The organism is Caulobacter sp. (assembly GCF_039596335.1).
In the GTDB taxonomy this organism is placed as follows: domain Bacteria; phylum Pseudomonadota; class Alphaproteobacteria; order Caulobacterales; family Caulobacteraceae; genus Caulobacter.
The window spans coordinates 25738-45582 of the sequence record NZ_JBCNJZ010000015.1; the positions used below are offsets into that span (position 1 = coordinate 25738).

23 protein-coding genes and 1 tRNA gene are annotated in these 19845 nt (G+C 66.1%); 18 read left to right on the forward strand and 6 right to left on the reverse strand.

Annotated elements, in window-relative coordinates; translation table 11 throughout:
- Positions 1-24 precede the first annotated feature (24 nt).
- Together mmsB and hemA are read left to right on the forward strand one after the other, a co-directional pair.
- Complete coding sequence (gene mmsB, locus ABDW31_RS23825; RefSeq protein WP_343699762.1) at positions 25-1413, forward strand: 3-hydroxyisobutyrate dehydrogenase; 1389 nt, start codon at positions 25-27, stop codon at positions 1411-1413.
- A gap of 150 nt (positions 1414-1563) precedes the next feature.
- Positions 1564-2790, forward strand: a complete 1227-nt coding sequence (gene hemA, locus ABDW31_RS23830) for a 5-aminolevulinate synthase (RefSeq protein ID WP_184720100.1) — start codon at positions 1564-1566, stop codon at positions 2788-2790.
- Between the two features lie 101 nt (positions 2791-2891).
- Here the strand turns inward: hemA and ABDW31_RS23835 are convergent, their stop codons facing one another.
- The gene (locus tag ABDW31_RS23835) at positions 2892-3335 is read right to left on the reverse strand and encodes a MucR family transcriptional regulator (RefSeq protein ID WP_172264863.1); all 444 of its coding nucleotides are present in this window, start codon (positions 3333-3335) and stop codon (positions 2892-2894) included.
- Between the two features lie 164 nt (positions 3336-3499).
- Between ABDW31_RS23835 and glyA the strand changes: the two genes are divergently transcribed.
- The 7 genes from glyA (at position 3500) to ABDW31_RS23870 (ending at position 10229) form a co-directional block, all read left to right on the forward strand.
- The gene (gene glyA / locus ABDW31_RS23840) at positions 3500-4786 is read left to right on the forward strand and encodes a serine hydroxymethyltransferase (RefSeq protein WP_184720098.1); all 1287 of its coding nucleotides are present in this window, start codon (positions 3500-3502) and stop codon (positions 4784-4786) included.
- Positions 4787-4818: 32 nt separating this feature from the next.
- The gene (nrdR, locus tag ABDW31_RS23845) at positions 4819-5292 is read left to right on the forward strand and encodes a transcriptional regulator NrdR (RefSeq protein WP_184720096.1); all 474 of its coding nucleotides are present in this window, start codon (positions 4819-4821) and stop codon (positions 5290-5292) included.
- Positions 5293-5356: 64 nt separating this feature from the next.
- The gene (gene ribH, locus ABDW31_RS23850) at positions 5357-5821 is read left to right on the forward strand and encodes a 6,7-dimethyl-8-ribityllumazine synthase (protein ID WP_184720095.1); all 465 of its coding nucleotides are present in this window, start codon (positions 5357-5359) and stop codon (positions 5819-5821) included.
- Complete coding sequence (gene nusB, locus ABDW31_RS23855) at positions 5818-6267, forward strand: transcription antitermination factor NusB (RefSeq protein ID WP_184720093.1); 450 nt, start codon at positions 5818-5820, stop codon at positions 6265-6267. Before ribH ends, nusB begins: the two co-directional genes overlap by 4 nt.
- A complete protein-coding gene (gene thiL, locus ABDW31_RS23860; RefSeq protein WP_184720091.1) occupies positions 6227-7285 on the forward strand; it encodes a thiamine-phosphate kinase in 1059 nt (352 codons plus the stop codon). Before nusB ends, thiL begins: the two co-directional genes overlap by 41 nt.
- Before the next feature lie 44 nt (positions 7286-7329).
- Complete coding sequence (locus ABDW31_RS23865) at positions 7330-7833, forward strand: hypothetical protein (protein ID WP_184720089.1); 504 nt, start codon at positions 7330-7332, stop codon at positions 7831-7833.
- Between the two features lie 257 nt (positions 7834-8090).
- Entirely contained in the window at positions 8091-10229 is a 2139-nt protein-coding gene (locus ABDW31_RS23870; protein ID WP_184720087.1) for a sodium-translocating pyrophosphatase, read from the forward strand.
- Positions 10230-10321: 92 nt separating this feature from the next.
- On the opposite strand, the gene ABDW31_RS23875 is transcribed toward ABDW31_RS23870, so the two are convergent.
- Positions 10322-10864 carry a response regulator gene (locus tag ABDW31_RS23875; protein WP_184720085.1) on the reverse strand — a complete coding sequence of 181 codons (543 nt, stop codon included), beginning with the start codon at positions 10862-10864 and terminating at the stop codon, positions 10322-10324.
- Between the two features lie 266 nt (positions 10865-11130).
- Entirely contained in the window at positions 11131-11613 is a 483-nt protein-coding gene (locus ABDW31_RS23880; RefSeq protein WP_184720083.1) for an outer membrane protein assembly factor BamE, read from the reverse strand.
- Between the two features lie 119 nt (positions 11614-11732).
- Between ABDW31_RS23880 and ABDW31_RS23885 the strand changes: the two genes are divergently transcribed.
- The 7 genes from ABDW31_RS23885 (at position 11733) to ABDW31_RS23915 (ending at position 16023) form a co-directional block, all read left to right on the forward strand.
- Positions 11733-12263, forward strand: coding sequence for a ubiquinol-cytochrome C chaperone family protein (locus tag ABDW31_RS23885; protein ID WP_184720082.1), 531 nt, complete (start codon positions 11733-11735; stop codon positions 12261-12263).
- A complete protein-coding gene (locus ABDW31_RS23890; protein WP_184720079.1) occupies positions 12248-12787 on the forward strand; it encodes a DUF177 domain-containing protein in 540 nt (179 codons plus the stop codon). Before ABDW31_RS23885 ends, ABDW31_RS23890 begins: the two co-directional genes overlap by 16 nt.
- A gap of 96 nt (positions 12788-12883) precedes the next feature.
- Positions 12884-13954 (forward strand): phosphate acyltransferase PlsX, encoded by a 1071-nt coding sequence (gene plsX / locus ABDW31_RS23895; RefSeq protein WP_184720077.1) that lies wholly within the window; start codon positions 12884-12886, stop codon positions 13952-13954.
- Positions 13951-14928, forward strand: a complete 978-nt coding sequence (locus ABDW31_RS23900) for a beta-ketoacyl-ACP synthase III (RefSeq protein ID WP_184720075.1) — start codon at positions 13951-13953, stop codon at positions 14926-14928. Before plsX ends, ABDW31_RS23900 begins: the two co-directional genes overlap by 4 nt.
- Before the next feature lie 198 nt (positions 14929-15126).
- On the forward strand, positions 15127-15429 hold the full coding sequence (locus tag ABDW31_RS23905) for an integration host factor subunit alpha (protein ID WP_099578878.1): 303 nt from the start codon (positions 15127-15129) through the stop codon (positions 15427-15429).
- Between the two features lie 13 nt (positions 15430-15442).
- Positions 15443-15871: a MerR family transcriptional regulator gene (locus ABDW31_RS23910; protein ID WP_184720074.1), complete on the forward strand. Its 429-nt coding sequence runs from the start codon at positions 15443-15445 to the stop codon at positions 15869-15871.
- A gap of 75 nt (positions 15872-15946) precedes the next feature.
- A tRNA-Pro gene (locus ABDW31_RS23915) sits at positions 15947-16023 on the forward strand.
- Between the two features lie 65 nt (positions 16024-16088).
- Here the strand turns inward: ABDW31_RS23915 and ABDW31_RS23920 are convergent.
- Positions 16089-16325, reverse strand: a complete 237-nt coding sequence (locus ABDW31_RS23920) for a DUF2842 domain-containing protein (RefSeq protein WP_184720072.1) — start codon at positions 16323-16325, stop codon at positions 16089-16091.
- Positions 16322-16573 (reverse strand): GlsB/YeaQ/YmgE family stress response membrane protein, encoded by a 252-nt coding sequence (locus tag ABDW31_RS23925; RefSeq protein WP_184720070.1) that lies wholly within the window; start codon positions 16571-16573, stop codon positions 16322-16324. The genes ABDW31_RS23920 and ABDW31_RS23925 overlap by 4 nt, the downstream gene beginning before the upstream one ends.
- A gap of 143 nt (positions 16574-16716) precedes the next feature.
- Here ABDW31_RS23925 and ABDW31_RS23930 point away from each other — a divergent pair, with 143 nt between their 5' ends.
- Complete coding sequence (locus ABDW31_RS23930; RefSeq protein ID WP_184720068.1) at positions 16717-17748, forward strand: COX15/CtaA family protein; 1032 nt, start codon at positions 16717-16719, stop codon at positions 17746-17748.
- A 3-nt stretch (positions 17749-17751) separates the two neighbouring features.
- Here ABDW31_RS23930 and ABDW31_RS23935 read toward each other — a convergent pair whose 3' ends face one another.
- Complete coding sequence (locus ABDW31_RS23935) at positions 17752-19131, reverse strand: alkaline phosphatase PhoX (protein WP_184720066.1); 1380 nt, start codon at positions 19129-19131, stop codon at positions 17752-17754.
- A 237-nt stretch (positions 19132-19368) separates the two neighbouring features.
- Between ABDW31_RS23935 and rplM the strand changes: the two genes are divergently transcribed.
- Entirely contained in the window at positions 19369-19842 is a 474-nt protein-coding gene (gene rplM / locus ABDW31_RS23940) for a 50S ribosomal protein L13 (protein ID WP_172264776.1), read from the forward strand.
- Positions 19843-19845 lie beyond the last annotated feature (3 nt).

Consider the following 19845-nt stretch of genomic DNA (forward strand, 5'->3'; position numbering starts at 1 on the left):
GAACGCCATCGCTCGCGATTCCGAATATTCCAACGTGAAGGTGATCCTGAACACGCTGCCCAACTTCTCGGCCCCCGAGAAGCTGGATCTGGTGTTCACGGCCCTGAACTATCACGACATGCACGACAAGTTCATGGGCCCGGCCGACCTGTCGGTGGTCAATCGTCAGGTCTTCCGCTCGCTGAAGCCGGGCGGCGTCTACATGGTTATCGACCACGCGGCCGAGCCGGGCACGGGCCTGCGCCACACCGAGGATCTGCACCGCATCGACGCGGCCACGGTTCGCGCCGAGGTCACCGCCGCCGGCTTTGTTTTCGAGGGCGAGAGCCGCGTGCTGCGGACTCCCGGCGACAATCGCAAGGCCAACGTCTTCGACCCGTCGATCCGGGGCAAGACCGATCAGTTCGTTTACAAGTTCCGCAAGCCCGCCTCGGCGCGGTAAGCGAAAAGACCAGACTAAACAACGATAAGAGCCGCGCCCATGAGGCGCGGTTCGTCTTTGCAGGGAGCTCTACAATGGCGCGTATCGCGTTCATCGGCCTGGGCAACATGGGCGGCGGTATGGCCGCCAACCAGGCGAAGGCCGGCCACGACGTCATGGCCTTCGATCTGTCGGCGGCGGCGCTGGAGCGCGCCGTGGCGGCGGGATGCCAGGCCGCGGGCTCGGCGGCCGAGGCCGTGGCCAGCGCCGAGGTGGTGATCACCATGTTGCCGGCCGGTCCGCACGTGCGCGCGGTCTACAGCGACCAAATCTTCAAGAGCGCGCCCAAGTCGGCGCTGCTGATCGACTGCTCCACCATCGACGTCGAGAGCGCCCGCGCCGTGGCGGGGGAGGCGGCCGCCAACGGCTTCCGCTTCGCCGACGCGCCAGTGTCGGGCGGTGTGATGGCCGCCGAGGCCGGGACCCTGGCCTTCATGGTCGGCTGCGAGGCCGTCGATTTCGCCGACGTCGAGATGGCGCTGGCCCCGATGTCACGAGCGACGATCCATGCCGGCGAGCACGGCACGGGGCAGGCGGCCAAGATCTGCAACAACATGCTGCTGGGCGTTTCCATGCTGGGGACCTGCGAGGCGTTTGCCCTGGCTGAGAAGCTGGGCCTGGCCGCCGACCGATTCTTCGAGATCGCCAGCAAGTCGTCCGGCCAGTGCTGGTCGGTGACCTCGTACTGCCCGGTTCCGGGCGTGGGCCCCCAGACTCCCGCCGATCGGGGCTACGAGGGGGGATTCGCCACGGCGATGATGCTTAAGGACCTGAAATTGGCGCAGGACGCGGCCGCCAAGTCCGGCGCGGCCACGCCGATGGGCGCCCAGGCCGAGGCTTTGTACGCCCTGTTCGCCGCCAATGGCTTTGGGGGCAAGGATTTCTCGGCCGTGATCGAGCTGATGCGCGGAAGGCTGGGCGCCCTGTCGTAAGGCGCGATAGACGCAATCGATGCGTCCAATCGCGCAATTCAATTTGCTAGGTAAATGCCCCTAGATAGACACTCAGTGTTCTTGGTGCGAAAAGCCGAGCCAGAAATTAAGGGACCGCCGGAGCAATCCGACGTCGGTTTGAAGAAGACCATGGACTACAAAGCCGCGTTCCGTAGCGCCGTCGACCAGATCCGTGACGAAGGCCGTTATCGCGTCTTCGCCGATCTGAAGCGTCAGCGCGGGGCTTTCCCGCGCGCGACCTGGACCCGCCAGGACGGCGGCGAGAGCGAAGTCGTGGTCTGGTGCAGCAACGACTATCTCGGCCAGGGCCAGAACCCGGTCGTGCTGGACGCCATGAAGGCCGCCGTCGACGAGCACGGCTCGGGCTCGGGCGGCACCCGCAACATTTCCGGCACCAATCACGACCACGTCCTGCTTGAGCAGGAACTGGCCGACCTGCACGGCAAGGAAGCCGCGCTGCTGTTCACCTCGGGCTACGTCTCGAACGAAGCCTCGCTGTCGGTCGTGCAGAAGATCCTGCCGGGTCTGATCATCTTCTCGGATGAGTTGAACCACGCCTCGATGATCGCCGGCATCCGCAACGGCGGTGGTCCGCGCAAGATCTTCCGTCACAACGACCTGGCGCACCTCGAGGAACTGCTGGCCGCGGCTCCGGCCGACGCGCCCAAGATGATCGCCTTCGAGAGCGTCTATTCGATGGACGGCGACATCGCCGACATCGCCGGCACCATCGCCCTGGCCAAGAAGTATGGCGCGATGACCTATCTGGACGAGGTCCACGCGGTCGGCATGTACGGCCCGCGCGGCGGCGGTGTCGCCGAGCGCGAAGGCCTAATGGCCGACATCGACATTATCGAAGGCACGCTGGGCAAGGCCTACGGCGTAATGGGCGGCTACATCACCGGCGACGCCGAAGTGGTCGACGCCATTCGTCTGATGGCCGCCGGCTTCATCTTCACGACCTCGCTGCCGCCCGCCCTGGTGGCCGGCGCGCTGGCCAGCGTCCGCTGGCTGAAGCAGCACCCGGAAGTCCGCGAGATCCACCAGGAGCGCGCCGCGACCTTGAAGGCCATGTTCAAGGCCGCCGGTCTGCCGGTCATGGATAGCGAAAGCCACATCGTCCCGGTGCTGGTCGGTGACCCCGTCCACTGCAAGATGATCAGCGACATGCTGCTGGCCGATCACGGCGTCTATGTGCAGCCGATCAACTATCCGACCGTGCCGCGCGGCACCGAGCGCCTGCGCTTCACGCCGACGCCGTATCACACTGATGAAATGATGCGTAAGCTGGTGGCGTCGATGGAAAAGCTATGGGCCCACTGCAACGTGGCGCGCATGGGCGGCCACGCGGCCTAAGGAACGATCAGACCTTCAACTTCGACCGAAACACACATCGCCGAAACGAAAAACGCCGCCGGGGTCCGGCGGCGTTCGCGTGCCTGATAGGCGCAAGGACGTCAGCTGCCGCGCCGTACGCCCTTGCCCAGACCGATCTTCTTGGCGAAGTCCGAGCGACGCGCCGCATAGGCCGGCGCCACCATCGGATAGTCGGGCGGCAGACCCCACTTGCGACGATATTCCTCGGGGCTCATGTCGTAGTGCGAGCGCAGATAGCGCTTCAGCATCTTCAGCTTCTTTCCGTCCTCCAGGCAGACGATGTAGTCGTGCTGCACCGAACGGCCGACCGGCACAGCGGGCTTGGCCTTCTCGACGGGACGCGGCGGCTCGCTGCCGTTGCCCAGCGAGGACAGAGCTTCGTGAACGGTGCGGATCAACTCCGGAATGGCGGTGTGGGAGATGGTGTTCTGGCCTACATAGGCGGCCACGATCTCGGCGCTGAGACCCAGGATATCGACGCTGGTGTCATTCGCCGTGTCCGTGCCGCCACCTTGAGACGCCATGAGATACCCCATTCCCGTTGCTGCAATTGCTACTCTGCAGGCGATCGACGCCGCCTTGCAGGACGGCAACGCTCAAGCCGGGATGTTGTTCCGAGATTGATCGCCGCGGCTATCCCGTTAAAGAGGGCGCCTCTGCCGACTCCCCGAAACGCCTGGAGCGCGTGATGACCCAAGACAACCTCAACGCCTTCTTCGGTGCGGACCTCGCTGACGCCGACCGCGACATCTTTGATCGCATCGGTCGTGAGCTGGATCGGCAGCAGAACCAGATCGAACTGATCGCCTCGGAAAACATCGTCTCCAAGGCGGTTCTGCAGGCTCAGGGCTCGATCCTGACCAACAAGTACGCCGAGGGTTACCCCGGCAAGCGCTACTACGGTGGCTGCGAATTCGTCGACGAGATCGAGACGATCGCCATCGAACGCGCCAAGAAGCTGTTCGGCGCGGCCTTCGCCAACGTCCAGCCGCACTCGGGCTCGCAGGCCAACCAGTCGGTGTTCATGTCGCTGCTGCAGCCGGGCGACACCTTCATGGGTATGGATCTGGCCGCCGGTGGTCACCTGACCCACGGCTCGCCCGCCAACCAGTCGGGTAAGTGGTTCAAGCCGGTGTCCTACACCGTGCGCCAGCAGGATCAGCTGATCGACTACGACAACGTCGCCGAGGTGGCCGAGCGCGAGAAGCCCAAGCTGATCATCGCCGGCGGCAGCGCCTACAGCCGCGAGATCGACTTCGCCCGCTTCCGCCAGATCGCCGACAGCGTTGGCGCCTATCTGATGGTCGACATGGCCCACTTCGCGGGTCTGGTGGCCGGCGGTGTGTTCCCCAACCCCGTCCCGCACGCCCACGTCGTCACCACCACCACCCACAAGACCCTGCGCGGTCCGCGCGGCGGCATGGTGCTGACCAACGACGAGGCCATCATCAAGAAGGTCAATTCGGCCGTCTTCCCGGGCCTGCAAGGCGGTCCGCTGGAGCATGTCATCGCCGCCAAGGCCGTGGCCTTCGGTGAAGCGCTGCAGCCGGCGTTCAAAGACTACGCGGCCCAGATCATCGCCAACGCCAAGGCCCTGGCCGAAGCGCTGGGCAAGTCGGGCGTCAATATTGTGTCCGGCGGCACCGACAGCCATCTGATGCTGGTCGACCTGCGTCCCAAGGGCGTGACCGGCCGCGACGCCGAGCACAGCCTCGAGCGCGCCCACATGACCTGCAACAAGAACGGCGTGCCGTTCGACACCGCGCCGTTCACGATCACCTCGGGCATCCGCCTGGGCACGCCGGCCGGCACGACCCGCGGCTTCAAGGAAGCCGAGTTCACCCGCGTGGGCGAGCTGATCGGTGAAGTAGTCAACGGTCTGGCGGCCAACGGTCCGGACGGCAACGCCGAGGTCGAGGCCCGCGTCCGTACGGAAGTGCTGGCCTTGACGGCCCGTTTCCCGATCTACAACTAATAGCCTTCAGGCGCCGCGGGAGGGGCCACATCATGCGTTGCCCCTTCTGCGGACACGCCGAAAGCCAGGTCAAGGATAGTCGCCCGTCGGAAGACGGCGCGGCGATCCGCCGTCGCCGGATGTGCCCGGAGTGTGGTGGTCGCTTCACCACGTTCGAACGCGTCCAGCTGCGCGAGCTGATCATCCAGAAGCGTTCGGGGCGGCGTTCGCCGTTCGACCGCGACAAGCTGGTCCGCTCGATCGCCCTGGCGACCCAGAAGCGTCCCGTGGAGGCCGAACGGGTCGAGCGGATGATCAACGGCATCGTCCGACAGCTGGAAAGCATGGGCGAAACCGAGCTTCCGTCCTCGACGGTGGGCGAAATGGTCATGAAGGCGTTGAAATCGCTCGATGACGTGGCCTATGTCCGCTACGCGTCCGTTTATCGGGACTTCAAGGAAACGCGCGACTTCGCCAAGTTCCTGACTGAAGAAGGCCTGAGCGACGGCGTCGAGGACGAGCTATAGTCCGTTAAGCCTTGATGTGTGTTCTGGTCGCGCCGCGAGCGTGGCCGTGGAGATTCGAACCGAGATGGTAGACGACAACATCCGCCTGTTGATCGTGGAGGGCCGGAGCCATTCGGGCATCTCCGACGAATTGCTGCGCGGAGCCACCCAGGCGATCGAAGGCTACGGCGCGGAGTACGACGTGGTGACGGTCTCCAGCGCGCTGCAGATCCCGACCGCCGTGGCCATCGCCGAAGAAGCGGGCGCGCGCCCGGTCGGCGTTCGCTATGACGGCTATGTCGCCCTGGGCTGCGTGATCCGCGGCGAAACCTATCATTTCGAGCTGGTCGCTCACGAAACCGCCCGGGGTCTGCAGGATCTCGGCATCGGTAAGCGTCTGCCGATCGGCTTCGGTGTGCTGGCGGTGGACGACGAGGCTCAAGCCTGGGCTCGCGCCAAGGTCAGCGAAGGCGATCGTGGCGGCGCGGCCGCCAAGGCCTGCCTAGAGACCATCGCCCTGAAGCGTCAACTGCTGGGACAGGCCCGATGAGCGGCAACCGCATTCAACCGCGCTCGGTGGCGCGTCTCGCCGCCGTTCAGGCCCTGTACCAGATGGAAGTCTCGGGCGCGGGCGTCGATTCCGTGATCCGCGAGTTCGGTGAGCACCGCTTCGACCGCGACGTCGAGGGCGAGCAGCTGGCCGCCGCCGACGAGAGCTTCTTCGCCGAGCTGGCCAAGGGCGTTGTCGCCAATCAGGCCAAGATCGACCAGGGCATCGTCAAGCGGCTGGCCTCGGGCTGGCGCCTGGAGCGCCTGGACGCCACGGCGCGCGCGGTTCTGCGCGCCGGCGCCTACGAGCTGATGTACCGGCCCGACGTTCCGACCGAAGTGGTCATCAACGAGTACGTCGAGATCGCGAAATCGTTTTTCGAAGGCCCCGAGTCAGGCTTCATCAATGGCGCCCTCGACGCGATCGCCCGTGATGCACGAGACTGACGAAGAAGACTGGTTCGCCGAAGACGACGCCCCGCCCACGGTGGTGGCGCCGGCGACGGAATTCGACCATATCGAACGTCTTCTGCGGCCGCTGACCCGCGGTGATCCGGTGGCGCTGGACCTGCTGGACGACGCGGCGGTGCTGCCGTCGCGCCCCGGCTACGATCTGGTGATCACCAAGGACGCCATGGTGGCCGGCGTGCACTTCCTGGCCGACGAGGCCTTGGACGTCGTCGCCCGCAAGCTGCTGCGCACCAATCTTTCGGATCTGGCGGCCAAGGCCGCCGAGCCGTACGGCTATTTCCTGGCCGTCGGCTGGCCCTCGGGCTCGGACGTCGCCTCGCGCGAGACCTTCGCCCGCGGCCTGGCCGAGGACGGCGCGGCCTTCGACATTTCGCTGCTGGGCGGCGACACCGTCACCACCTCGGGTCCTCTGGTCGTTTCGGCCACGCTGCTTGGCTGGGTTCCGCAAGGCGGGGCTGTTCTGCGCAAGGGCGCCAAGCCAGGCGACCGCCTGATGGTGTCCGGCACGATCGGCGACGGCTGGCTGGGCCTGCTAGCCCAGTGGGGCGAGGTGATGGATCCAGACGGCTCGTTGCTGCGCCGCTATCGCCAGCCCGAGCCGCGCATTTCGCTGCGCGAGGCCATGCGGGTCCACGCCAAGGCCGCCGCCGACGTCTCCGACGGCCTGCTGGCCGACAGCAGCCACATTGCCAAGGCCAGCGGCTGCCGCGTCCGGGTCGACCTGGAGCGCCTGCCGCTGTCGCCCAGCGGCCAGGCCTGGCTGGACCAGCAACCCGAGCAGGTCGAGGGGCGCATCTCCCTGGCCTCTGGTGGCGACGACTACGAGATCGTCTGCGCCGTCGATCCCAACGAGGCCTGGGCCTTCCGCGTCGCTGCGGCAGCCGCGGGCGTCAAGGTCAGCGAGATCGGCGAGTTCGTGGAAGGCGAGGGGGTCAGCGCCTACTACAAGGGCCGCGACGTTACGCCGTCCCGCCTGGGCTGGCTGCACGGCTGACCGGTTAGGTTAATCTCAAGGGCTGTGCGGTATCGGACGGTCCCATGACCGCTCTTCGCACGCCTTCGCGCCGTTTCCTGCTCGCCGCCGCGCTTGTCGCGACGCTCTCCGCCGGGGCTGCGCCGGCTTGGGCCAGTGACAAGAAGGAAGCCAAGGAAGGCGAGGGCCAGGCGCTCGACCCCACCTACAAGCTGGGCTCGATGACCATCCCGATCATCGTCAATGGTCGGATCGTCAACTACGTCTTCGTGGCCATGACCCTGAAGCTGACCACGGGGACGGACGCCGGCGCCTTCAAGGAGAAGGAGCCGGAGCTGCGCGACGCCATCGTCAAGGCCGCCTACAAGACCCCGTTCGTGCGTCCCGACACCTGGAAGGAAGTCGACGGCCCCAAGCTGACCGGCTTCGTGAAGACCCAGTGCGGCGTGCTGTTCGGTAAGGGCAAGGTGTCCTCGGTCGAGATCGTTAAGCAGATCCCCCGCCAGCAGCTGATGCCGCCCAAACCGCGGACCGCGACGGCGTCGCGTACGGCTGAGATGAACCCCTGATTCCAGCGTCCTGGTGTCCTTGACGCTACGGAATCGCTTGTCCTGACGCGGGTTGCGCGCCTCTCGGTCCTCTGACAGTCTCTTTCGCATGACGCCGTTCGAGCGTCTGTTCAGGGAGCATCGAGGGGGCACGAGGCCAAAGGCCCGCCAGTCGACCTCTACGGCGTCTCGAGCGCGCGTTTTGCGATGGCTCAAGGTCGCCGCCGAAGGATCGGCGTCCCCTCGTGACAAGGAAGCGCGAAGGGGCGATCAATCTAATGAGTCTTTGGCTTTATCTGGCCATCGGGGCCGGGCTTCTGGCGGTGCTGTACGGCGCCGTGCAGACGGCCAGTCTGATGCGGGCCTCGGCCGGCAATGCGCGGATGCAGGAGATCGCCGCGGCGATCCAGGAAGGGGCCCAGGCCTATCTGCGTCGGCAATACCTCACCATTTCAATCGTCGGCGTGGTCATCCTCGTCATCGTCTATCTGCTGATCGGCCAATGGGCGGCCGGCGGCTTCCTGGTCGGGGCGGTGCTTTCGGGCGCGGCGGGCTTCGCGGGGATGCTGATCTCGGTCCGCGCCAACGTCCGCACGGCCCAGGCCTCGTCCGAGGGGCTAGCCAAGGGCCTGTCGCTGGCGTTCACCTCCGGCGCTGTCACCGGCATGCTGGTGGCCGGCTTCGCCCTGTTGGGCGTGGCGGGCTACTATTGGGTGCTCACGGGCGTCCTGGGCCTGGAACCGACCAGCCGCGGCGTCGTCGACGCCCTGGTGGCCCTGGGCTTCGGCGCCTCGCTGATCTCGATCTTCGCCCGTCTGGGCGGCGGCATCTTCACCAAGGGCGCCGACGTGGGCGGCGACCTGGTGGGCAAGGTGGAAGCGGGCATCCCCGAGGATGACCCCCGCAACGCCGCCACCATCGCCGACAACGTGGGCGACAATGTCGGCGACTGCGCCGGCATGGCCGCCGACCTGTTCGAGACCTATGCGGTGACCACGGTCGCCACCATGGTCCTGGCGGCGATCTTCTTCCGCGGGACCGACACCGTCAGCGCGATGATGCTACTGCCGCTGGCCATCTGCGCGGTCTGTATCGTCACCTCGATCATCGGTGCGTTCTTCGTCCGCCTGGGCAAGAGCAACAACATCATGGGCGCCTTGTACAAGGGCCTGATCGTGACCGGCGTGCTGTCGATCCCGGCCGTCTGGTACGTGATCCACCAACTGGTTCCGGCGCCGATCGAGACGGCGACCCGCGTCTACACCGCCGACAGCCTGTTCTATTGCGGCCTGGTCGGTCTGGCGGTCACCGCCGCCATCGTGATGATCACCGAATACTACACCGGCACCAATTTCCGCCCGGTGAAGTCGGTGGCCCAGGCGTCGGTCTCGGGCCACGGCACCAACGTGATCCAGGGTCTGGCCATGTCGCTGGAATCCACGGCCCTGCCGGCCCTGACCATCATCGTCGGCATCGTGGTGACCTATAACCTGGCGGGCCTGTTCGGTATCGCCATCGCCACCACGACCATGCTGTCGCTGGCCGGCTTCATCGTCGCGCTGGACGCCTTCGGACCGGTCACCGACAACGCCGGCGGCATCGCCGAAATGGCCGGCCTGCCGCCGGAAGTTCGCGTCACCACCGACGCCCTGGACGCTGTGGGCAACACGACCAAGGCCGTCACCAAGGGCTACGCCATCGGTTCGGCCGGCCTGGGCGCTCTGGTGCTGTTCGCCGCCTATACCGAGGACCTGAAGTTCTTCTCGGAAAACGCCACACCGGGCAGCTTCTTCGACGGCATGGGCCCGGTCACCTTCGACCTGTCCAACCCGTACGTGGTGGTCGGCCTGCTGTTTGGCGGCCTGCTGCCGTTCCTGTTCGGCGGCATGTCGATGACCGCCGTCGGCCGCGCGGCCGAGTCGGTCGTCGCCGAGGTGCGCCGTCAGTTCCGCGAGAACCCGGGCATCATGACCGGCGAGGTCAAGCCCGAGTACGGCAAGGCCGTGGACATCCTGACCAAGGCCGCCATCCGCGAGATGATCGTGCCCAGCCTGCTGCCGGTCGTCTCGCCGGTGGTGCTGTTCTTCGTGATCAACGCCATCGCCGGCAAGGTCGACGCGTTCGCTGCACTCGGCGCCATGCTGATGGGCGTGATCGTCACCGGCCTGTTCGTCGCCATCTCGATGACCAGCGGCGGCGGCGCCTGGGACAACGCCAAGAAGGTGATCGAGGAAGGCTTCACCGACAAGAACGGCGTCCTGCACAGCAAGGGCGGCGACACCCACAAGGCCGCCGTTACGGGTGACACCGTCGGCGACCCCTATAAGGACACCTCGGGTCCGGCCGTGAACCCGATGATCAAGATCACCAATATCGTGGCCCTGCTGTTGCTGGCGGTGCTGGCCCACGGAGGCTGATCTTTCGGGATAGCCAGAAAGCTGGAACGCCCCGGAGGAGACTCCGGGGCGTTCTTTCTGCGGTCATCCTGTTTTCGGGGGATGGCGCGAAACTAGTAGACGTCTTCCATGGCCATCTCGGTCAGGGCGTCCTGGATTTCGACCTCCTGTCCGGCGCGACGCTCGGTTCCCTGGAAGTCATGGTCGATCCGCCGACGACGGCACGGGCCGAAATAGCCGTTCACCCGCACGAAGGGGCGGGGGTTGTTGATGACCTCGTTGATACGGTGCATGACCCCGCGCGCGGTCAGCGGCTTGGCCAGGAACTCCGTGACCCCGGCCATGCGGGCGTCGGTCAGGATTCGCTGGGTGGCGTGGCCCGTCATCATGATGATCGGCACATAGGGGTTGGGGCTGGCGCTGGATGTGCGGACCCAGCGCACGAACGCCAGGCCGTCGACCGGGTGCATGACCAGGTCGGTGAAGATGATGTCGATCTCCTGGGTCTGGAACACCTTCAGCGCTTCGAGGCCATCATCGGCCTCGAAGATCCTGCGCGCGCCGGCGGCCTTGAGGATCGCGGCGATGACCTTGCGCATGTTGGCGTTGTCGTCGACCAGCAGGAACGACACGGCACGTAGATTCATCGCCTCCACAGTGCGCCTCCACCGCCGCCGTGAATTCGTCATGCAATTGCTTGAACGATCAGAGCTCAAGCGTGACCCAATCTGGGTTTATGAAATGTTTAAGGTGCGACAATCTGTCGTCGCAAAGCTGGTCAAATTCAAGTTCACAGTAAACGACGATGGTTTACTCGCCACCGGCGGTGGATTGCGGAATGTCGCCGCAACTCGCGCGCGTGAAAAAGCCGCCCATCTTGCGATGGGCGGCTTCGTCATTGTCGGATTGTCGACGAAGAGGCTTAGCGGCCGCCGGGGCGTTGGCCAGGAACTTCGTCGTCCCGCGGGAGCATGCCGCCGCGACCCACGTTGCCCAGCAGCTGTTCCAGGATGGTCATCTCGCGGCCGCGGGTCGGCGTTTCGCGACCGTTGTAAGCGATCACCTTGCCGTCCTTGAGCGTGTAGGTGTTCACCGACGCGACCTTCTCGTCGGCCGGATTGAACTTGATGGCCACGACGTCGCGCTTGATCACGCGCGGCATGTAGAAGGCCACGCGGTCGGTGGTCTGCGAGATGTAGTACCAGGTGTTGTTGTCGAAGGTCGAAACCGTCGACGGCGAACCCAGCTTCTCCATCAGGGTCGACTTGCTGTCTTCGCCGACCTTCATGTCGGCGGGCTTGGCCTCGATGGCCTGGAAGCCGGAATAGCTCGTCAGCGGCGTACAGGCCGAGGTAGCGAACGCCAGGGCCAGAACGGCGGCGGCGAGGACGGCGGGGCGAGACATCTAGGCTCCGAACCGGAAAATGCAGACTTTGACCTATCGCTCGCGCGGGCTTAGTTCAATGCCCGCGTGAGAGCAGGGCCCGCGTCTAGCGGGATGTCGCGGCGAAATCGAGGCGTTTAATGTTTCTGGACAGGTGGCTGAAGCCCAGGCCCGCCAAGGCGGCGGGGGCCAAGCTGTATGCTTCGGCGGTGGCGCAGGCCCGGTCGGCGACTTTTTATCGCGACATGGGCGTCCGCGACTCGATGGAGGGCCGCTTCGAGCTGTTCAGCCTGCACGTCATCCTGTTGATTGAGCGCCTGAAAGGGCAGGGCGAGGCCGCCGGCGAGACCTCGCAGGCGGTGTTTGATTCCTACGTGAAGGGCCTGGACGACGCGTTCCGCGAGATCGGCGTCTCCGACACCGCCGTGGGCAAGAAGATGAAGAAGCTGGCCGGCGCCTTCTATGGCCGCCTGAAGGCCTATGACGACGCCGTCGCCAGCCTGCCGGATTCGGCCGCGACGACCGAATTTCTGGCCCGCAACGCGTTCGAGGAACGCGGCGAGGGCGACGTGGCGGCCCTGACCGCCTATGTGATCAAGACGCGCGCGGCGCTGGCGGAACAGCCGCTGGACACTGTGCTGCAAGGAGATGTGACGTGGCCGAACCCGTGACCGCCGCTTGGCCGTGCGAAATCCAGCTGGCCCAGGTCGACCGCGGCGCCGTCAAGCTGCGGCTCGAGCCGTCGGCTGACCAGCGCAAGGCCATCGCCAAGCAACTGGACCTGGTCAGCCTGGAAGCCCTGAGCGCCGAGGTGTTCCTGGCCTCGTGGCTGGACGGGGCCGAGGTGTCGGGCGTGCTGCGCGCCCGCGTGGTGCAGACCTGCAGCGCGACCGCCGACGACTTCGAGACCCCGATCGACGCCCGCTTCTCGCTGCGCGTCCTGCCGGCAAACAGCGAGAACGCCCCGCAGGAAGAGTCCGGTGACCTGGCCTCTGACGCCGAGGGCGATGATCCGCCGGACGTGCTGGAGGGCGAGACCATCGACGTTTCGGGCTATGTGGTCGAGCATCTGGCGCTGGAGCTGGACCCGTTCCCCCGCAAGCCGGGCGCGGTGTTCGTGCAGCCGCCCGAACCGGTTGAAATCTCCCCGTTTGCGGCTCTGAAGGGTTTGAAAACGAAGGGCGAAGACAGCTAAGCGGCTCAAATTCCACCGCTTGCGTGATATTCACGCGGATGTATCGTCCGCCGCCTTGAGGGCGGCGAGTCCGCCTGCCGGAGCTCTAAGCGCCACGTGCCCCAATCCGTAGTCATCTCGGTCGACGCCATGGGCGGCGACCACGGCCCCTCCATCGTCGTGCCCGGCGTCGCCAAGGCCGCGGAGGCCCTGCCTGGCGTGCGGTTCCTGCTGCACGGCGACGGGGCGAAGCTGGAAGCCGAACTGGCCAAATGCCCCGCCGCCAAGGCTGTCAGCGAGGTCCGGCACGCCGACAAGGCCATCGCCATGGACGAAAAGCCCGCCCAGGCCATGCGCCGGGGCAAGGGCTCGTCGATGTGGAACGCCGTCGAGGCGCTGAAGACTGGCGAGGCCCAGGCCTGCGTCTCGGCCGGCAACACCGGCGCCCTGATGGCCATCTCCAAGCTGATCCTGCGCATGGGCGCGGACCTGGAGCGTCCGGCCATCGTCGCCAACTGGCCGACCCTGAAGGGCGTCACGGCGGTGCTCGATGTCGGCGCCAATGTCGAGAGCGACGCGGCCCAGCTGGTCGAGTTCGCGATCATGGGCGCGGCCTTCCACCACGCCGTGCACGGCTCCAAGCGCCCGACCGTGGGTCTGCTGAATGTCGGCTCCGAGGACCAGAAGGGCCACGAGGAAGTGCGTGAAGCCCACGCCATCCTGCGCGAGACCAAGCTGGACTTCGATTATCACGGCTTCGTCGAGGGCACCGACATCGCCTACGGCACGGTGGACGTGGTCGTCACCGACGGCTTTACCGGCAATGTCGCGTTGAAGACCGCTGAGGGTCTGGCCCGGTTCTTCTCGCACGAGATCAAGACGACCCTGACCTCGGGCCCCATGGCCATGTTGGGCGCGGTGATCGCCTCGGGCGCGCTGAAGAAGATGCGCGCGCGCCTGGATCCGGGTCGGGTCAACGGCGGCCCGCTGCTGGGTCTGAACGGCATCGTGGTCAAGAGCCACGGCGGCGCCGACGCCAACGGCTTCGCCTCGGCCATCCGGGTGGCTACCAACCTCGCGCGCAGCGATTTCCGCGCCGAGATCGACAGGAATCTGAAGCGCCTGACCGCCGTCGCGGCCAAGGACGAGGCTCCGGCTCAGCAGCCGGATCAGGGAGCGGCCGAGTGAGCGTGATCCGCAGCGTAGTGACCGGCGTCGGCGCGTATCTGCCGCCCAAGGTCGTGACCAATGACGACCTGGCCAAGTTCGTCGACACCAGCGACGAGTGGATCGTCGAGCGCACCGGTATTCGCCAGCGCCACCAGGCCGCCGATGACCAGCCGGTCTCGGACCTGGCGGTCGAGGCCGCCAAGGACGCCCTGGCTGCGGCCGGCAAGAGCGCCGCTGACGTCGACCTGATCATCGTGGCCACCACCACGGCCGACCTGACTTTCCCGGCGGTGGCGACCATGGTCCAGCGCAAGCTGGGCGCGCCGGTCGGCATCGCCTTCGACGTCCAGGCCGTCTGCTCGGGCTTCGTCTACGCCATGAGCGTGGCCGATGGCTTCGTGGCCCGCGGCCATGCCAAGTGCGCCCTGGTCATCGGGGCCGAGACCATGACCCGCCTGATGGACTGGAGCGACCGCGGCACCTGCGTGCTGTTCGGCGACGGCGCCGGCGCGGTCGTGCTGGAGCCGGGCGAAGGGCAGGGCACCACGGACGATCGCGGCATGCTGGGCTTTGCCCTGCGCGCCGACGGGACCAAGCAGGACCTGCTGTATGTCGACGGCGGCCCGTCGACCACGGGCACGGTCGGCAAGCTGCGGATGCTGGGCAACCAGGTCTTCAAGCATGCCGTCGTCAATATCTCCGAGGCCATCCACGCCGCCGCTGAAAAGGCCGGCGTGGCGGTGGCTGACGTCGATTGGTTCATTCCGCACCAGGCCAATCAGCGCATCCTGGCCGGTGTCGCCAACCGCTGCGGCATCGACGAGGACAAGGTGATCTCCACGGTCGCCATCCACGCCAACACCTCGGCCGCTTCGATCCCGCTAGCCTTCGCCCACGGGGTCAAGGACGGTCGAATCAAGAAGGGCGATCTGCTCCTTCTGGAGGCGATGGGCGGCGGTTTGACCTGGGGCGCCTGCGTGGTGCGTCTTTAGGTGCAGCAATTGCCCGGCCTTCGCGCCGGGCATGAACTGATTACCTTGAGTCTTTGACTTCATGCGATATTCGCGGCATGTGGTCTTCGATGAATGGGGGCGCGGCCAGTTGAGGGCGGCCGCAACACGCCGCCATTCACCGCGAGTACTCCATCAGAGGTGGTCGCTCAGGCCGCCAAGATACGCGTGAGGGGTTGCATGAAGGGCGCTACTTTGACCCGGGCCGACCTGTGCGAGGCGGTTCACGAGGAGGTTGGCCTGACTCGTCAAGACTGCGCCGGCCTTGTCGAGCGCACTCTCGACCTCGTCGCTGAGGCGCTGGAAGAGGGCGAGACGGTCAAGCTGTCCGGCTTCGGCGTCTTTCAGGTTCGCGCCAAGCGGGCCCGCATGGGCCGTAATCCCAAGACCGGCGAGCCGGCCGAGATCGAACCCCGTCGGGTGATCGGTTTCCGCGCCTCGCAGGTCATGAAGGCGCGAATCGATCGCGCCCTCGGCGACTAAGGGAATCGATGCGGTGGCGAAGGGGCCGAACGCCTTCCGCACGATTTCAGAGGCCGCCGACGAGCTGGGCGTGCCGCAGCACGTCCTGCGCTTCTGGGAAACCAAGTTCTCCTTCATCCGCCCGATGAAACGGGCCGGCGGGCGACGCTTCTATCGCCCGCAGGACGTGGCCGTGCTGAACGGCGTACGCACGCTGCTGCACAGCGAAGGTCTGACCATCAAGGGCGTGCAGAAGCTGCACCGCGACCAGGGGCTGGCCCAGGTGATCGCCGCAGGCCTGGGCTCGAACGGCTCGGCCACCCTGGATCCCGACATCGACTACGAGGCGCCGGCTGCTCGCGTGCAGCGTCTGGATGGCGAGGCGCGCGATCGTCTGGCCTTTGCGCTGGACGATCTGACGGCCATCAAATCGCGCCTCGACGGGCTTCTGACGCGCGATTGATCCCGTGTTTGATTTCGTCCGAAATCGCTGTTGCCCTCCCCAAGAGCGGCGCCTATAAGAGCGCCTCTTCCGTGTCGGAGCGTGGCGCAGCCTGGTAGCGCACTTGACTGGGGGTCAAGGGGTCGCAGGTTCGAATCCTGTCGCTCCGACCATTTCCTTCGGGAAGTAGCGGAAGACGAAAGGCCGCCCTTCGGGGCGGCCTTTTTCATTTCCGGGTCTAGCGCTGACCGACGTCCAGCGGCTTGTCGGCCTTGCCCATCCAGGTGATCAGCGGGATCACCGGCGCGACCCAGCCCATGCCGAGCGCTACGAAGTAGATCAGGTGCACGAAGCGGTTCTGCGGCAGGTGGTCGTAGAGGCCGGCGAAGGCCCAGATCCAGCCGAACAGAATCGCCATTACGCCGATCGAGCCGATCAGCTTGCGAAGACGGGCCGGAATGAGGGGAGCGCTCACGCGGTTCTCCGGAAGAGGCCGAGCACGGCCAGAAACAGAATCGCCCCGACGCTGGAGACCACCAGCTCGCCGAGGAAGCCTGGCAGGCGCAGGTCGATGCGCGAGGCGATGAACGCTCCGATGAACGAGCCGATGACCCCGATCAAGAGCTTGATGAACAGCGAGTGCCGGCGACCCAGCACCAGATCGGCGATCCAGCCGGCCAAGATGCCAATAACCGCTGCTGCAAAAACCCCCATGCCGCTCATCGTTTCTCCCCCGAGACAGAAGGCGTTCTCGCACGAAGCACGGCCGCCGTCATGCTGAGCCACAGAAACATTGATGCGCGCCAACGGTAGGCGTAGGGAGGGCCTGCCGCATTTCGGCCCAGAAGTGACGCTTTTCCGACCCCATGACGTCTTTCCTGCGTTCCGACCGTTCGCGCCCCGTCGCGATCTGGCTCTTCATCGTCGCCGCCATGGTCTTCGCCATGGTCGTGGTCGGCGGGGCGACCCGCCTGACGGACTCGGGCCTCTCGATCACCCAGTGGAAGCCGATCATGGGCGCGCTGCCGCCCATGTCCGAGCAGGCCTGGCGTGAGAGCTTCGAGCTGTACAAGAAGATCCCCCAGTTCCAGCTGGTGAACCCCGACATGACCGTCGAGGGCTACAAGGGCATCTTCTGGTGGGAGTGGGCGCACCGCCTGCTGGGCCGCACCGTGGGCGTGGTGTTCGCCATCCCGTTCGTGGTCTTCCTGATCCGCCGCGACATCCCGCGCCGCCTGATCGCGCGTTGCGCCATCATGCTGGGCCTGGGCGGCCTGCAGGGCCTGGTGGGCTGGTGGATGGTGTCCAGCGGCCTGTCGGAACGGGTCTCGGTCGCGCCTGAGCGGCTGATGATCCACCTGGGCCTGGCCCTGGCCTTGTTCGTCGTCCTGATCTGGACGGCCCTGGACGCCTGGAGCGGTTCGCCCCGCGTCGAGGAGCGTTCGGCCTGGCGCAATTGGTCGCTGGCCTTCCTGGGCGCGGTGTTCTTCCAGAGCCTGCTGGGCGCGCTGGTGGCCGGCAATGACGCTGGCATGGTCTATAACGACTGGCCGCTGATGAATGGCGGCTTCTTCCCCGCCGAGTACGCCGGCAAGGGCCTGTGGGGCACGCTGGCGCATAGTCAGGGCGCGGTGCAGCTGCACCACCGGTTGATGGCCTATGCCCTGTTCGTCGGCGGGATCGTCTTGGCGGTGTTTGCGCGTCGGGATCGGCCGCTGGCCGAGGGCAGCAAGCAGGCTGCTCTAGCCGTGGCCATCGTCGTGGCGCTGCAGGCGGGCCTGGGCGTCTGGACGCTGATGGCCGCCGTGCCGATCAGCCTGGGCATTCTGCACCAGGCCGGTGCGGCCGTGCTGTTGGGCGTCGCCACCGTCTTCGCGTGGCGGGTGCGACGCCCCTGATCGCTAGGCCTTCACGCTGGCCCACGGGCCGGTGATCGCCAGGGTAAAGCCCGGGTTCTGCAGGTTGACGAACAGCGTGCCGCCATCCGGCGAGAAGCACGCGCCGCAGAACTCCGAATTGTCGGCATGGACGTTGCGGCCCAGCGTGTAGACCTTGCCGTCGGGCGTGATCCCCCGCAGGTGGTTGCGCAGGGTGTCCGAATAGCGATCCTCGCAGACCACAATGTGGCCCCAGGGCGCGACCACCAGGTTGTCGGCATAGTCCAGGATGGTCTTGTCGCCGCTCTCGACGAACAACTGCAGGCGGCCGGGCGCATCGGTCTCGCCGGCGTGGCCCTCGTGCGCGCTGGGGACATAGCGGAAGATCTGGCCCGCACCCGCCGCGCCGCCGGACGTGCAGGTGAAGTAGAGCTCGCCCTGGCCGAAGAACACGCCTTCGCCGCGCATGAAGACCGCCGCACCCGCCTTATGGCCGCGCCGGCGCAGGTCGTCGTGCGGATTGTCGACGCCGTCCAGATCGATCCAGCGCGCGGCCTTCCAGCTGCCCAGCGGGAACGACTTTTCAGCCTGGTTGCGGGTGTCGCCGCCCTGGGGGGAATCGACCAGTCCCAGGGCTTGGAGCCGTCCGCCGGCGGCCAGGTTGCGCCGGTCGTTGGGCAGGAAGCGGTAGAAGAGGCCGTCGGCGACGTCCTCGGTCAGATAGACCACACCCGTGCGCGGATCGATGCAGGCGGCCTCGTGGCGGAAGCGGCCCAGGCCCGTGAGGGCGACGGGTTCGACCAGGCCGGCGTGGGCGCTGGGGACCTCGAACACCCAGCCGTGGCTCTTGCCGGCCTTGTCGCCGGCCGGGGTCACGGTCTCCTCACAGGTCAGCCACGAGCCCCAGGGCGTGATTCCGCCGGCGCAGTTCACCAGCGTGCCGGCCAGGCTCAGGTGCTGGCGTTCGGTCTTACCGGTCTTGAGATTGTAGACCTGGGTGGTCGTGCCGCCGGGCAGGGGCGCGCCCTGGCCGAAGTCCCAGACCTTGCTGCGGTCGATCTTATCCAGCAGGCGCGCGCCGGGACCGAAGGCGCTGTCGTCGCCAGGCGAGAGCTCGTGGTTGCGGACCAGCAAGACCTTGTCCTCGCCGGCCGCGAAACAGCCCATGCCGTCGAACTTGCCAGGGATCAGCAGGCCGTCGTCCATCGTCTGGCCAGCCTGGGCGATGACGCGGTAGCTGAAGCCCTTGGGCAGGTCGAGCATCCGCTTGGGATCCTCGATCAGCGGACCATAGCCCTCGACTTCGTTCAGATAGGTCTCGGCGCCCTGGGCCCGGGTCGAGAAGGCGGCGAAGGCCAGGCTGGTGGCGGCCGCGCCAAGGAAGCGCCTGCGGGAAAAGGGCATCGGATATTCCTGTTAATATGTAACAGCGATGCCTATGCCCGGCTTTCGTGACAGTTCAACGATGAAGTCTGCGGTATTATAATACCTCATTCTTTATGATGTTGTATTTGTTGATTTTTCCATGTTTTTGGCGCGATCGTTGTTGACAGTCGTCTACGTGTCCCGTACAGGCCGCACCTCACACGGACGAAGCCGGATTTTTCGGGTTCGAACGCCCAAGAAATACGGATCAATCCCATGCAGAAGATCACGGCTTCGTTGAAGCCGGCCGAGGTCGAAAAGAAGTGGATCGTGGTCGACGCCCAGGACGCCGTTGTCGGTCGTCTGGCGACGTTCATCGCCATGCGTCTTCGCGGCAAGCACCGTCCTGACTACACCCCGCACGTCGATTGCGGCGACTTCGTCGTCGTCATCAACGCCGACAAGGTGAAGTTCACGGGCAAGAAGCTCGACGACAAGGTCTATTACCGTCACACCGGTCACCCGGGCGGCGTCAAGGAAACCACCCCCCGCAAGGTGCTGGGCGGTAAGTTCCCGGAACGCGTCCTGGAAAAGGCCGTCGAGCGCATGCTGCCGAAGGAAAGCCCGCTTGCTCGCAAGCAGCTGACCCACCTGCTCATCTACAACAACGGCGAGCACCCGCACCAAGCGCAAAACCCCGAAGTCGTCGACTTCGCGGGCCGCAACGCCAAGAACACCCGGAGCATCTAAGCC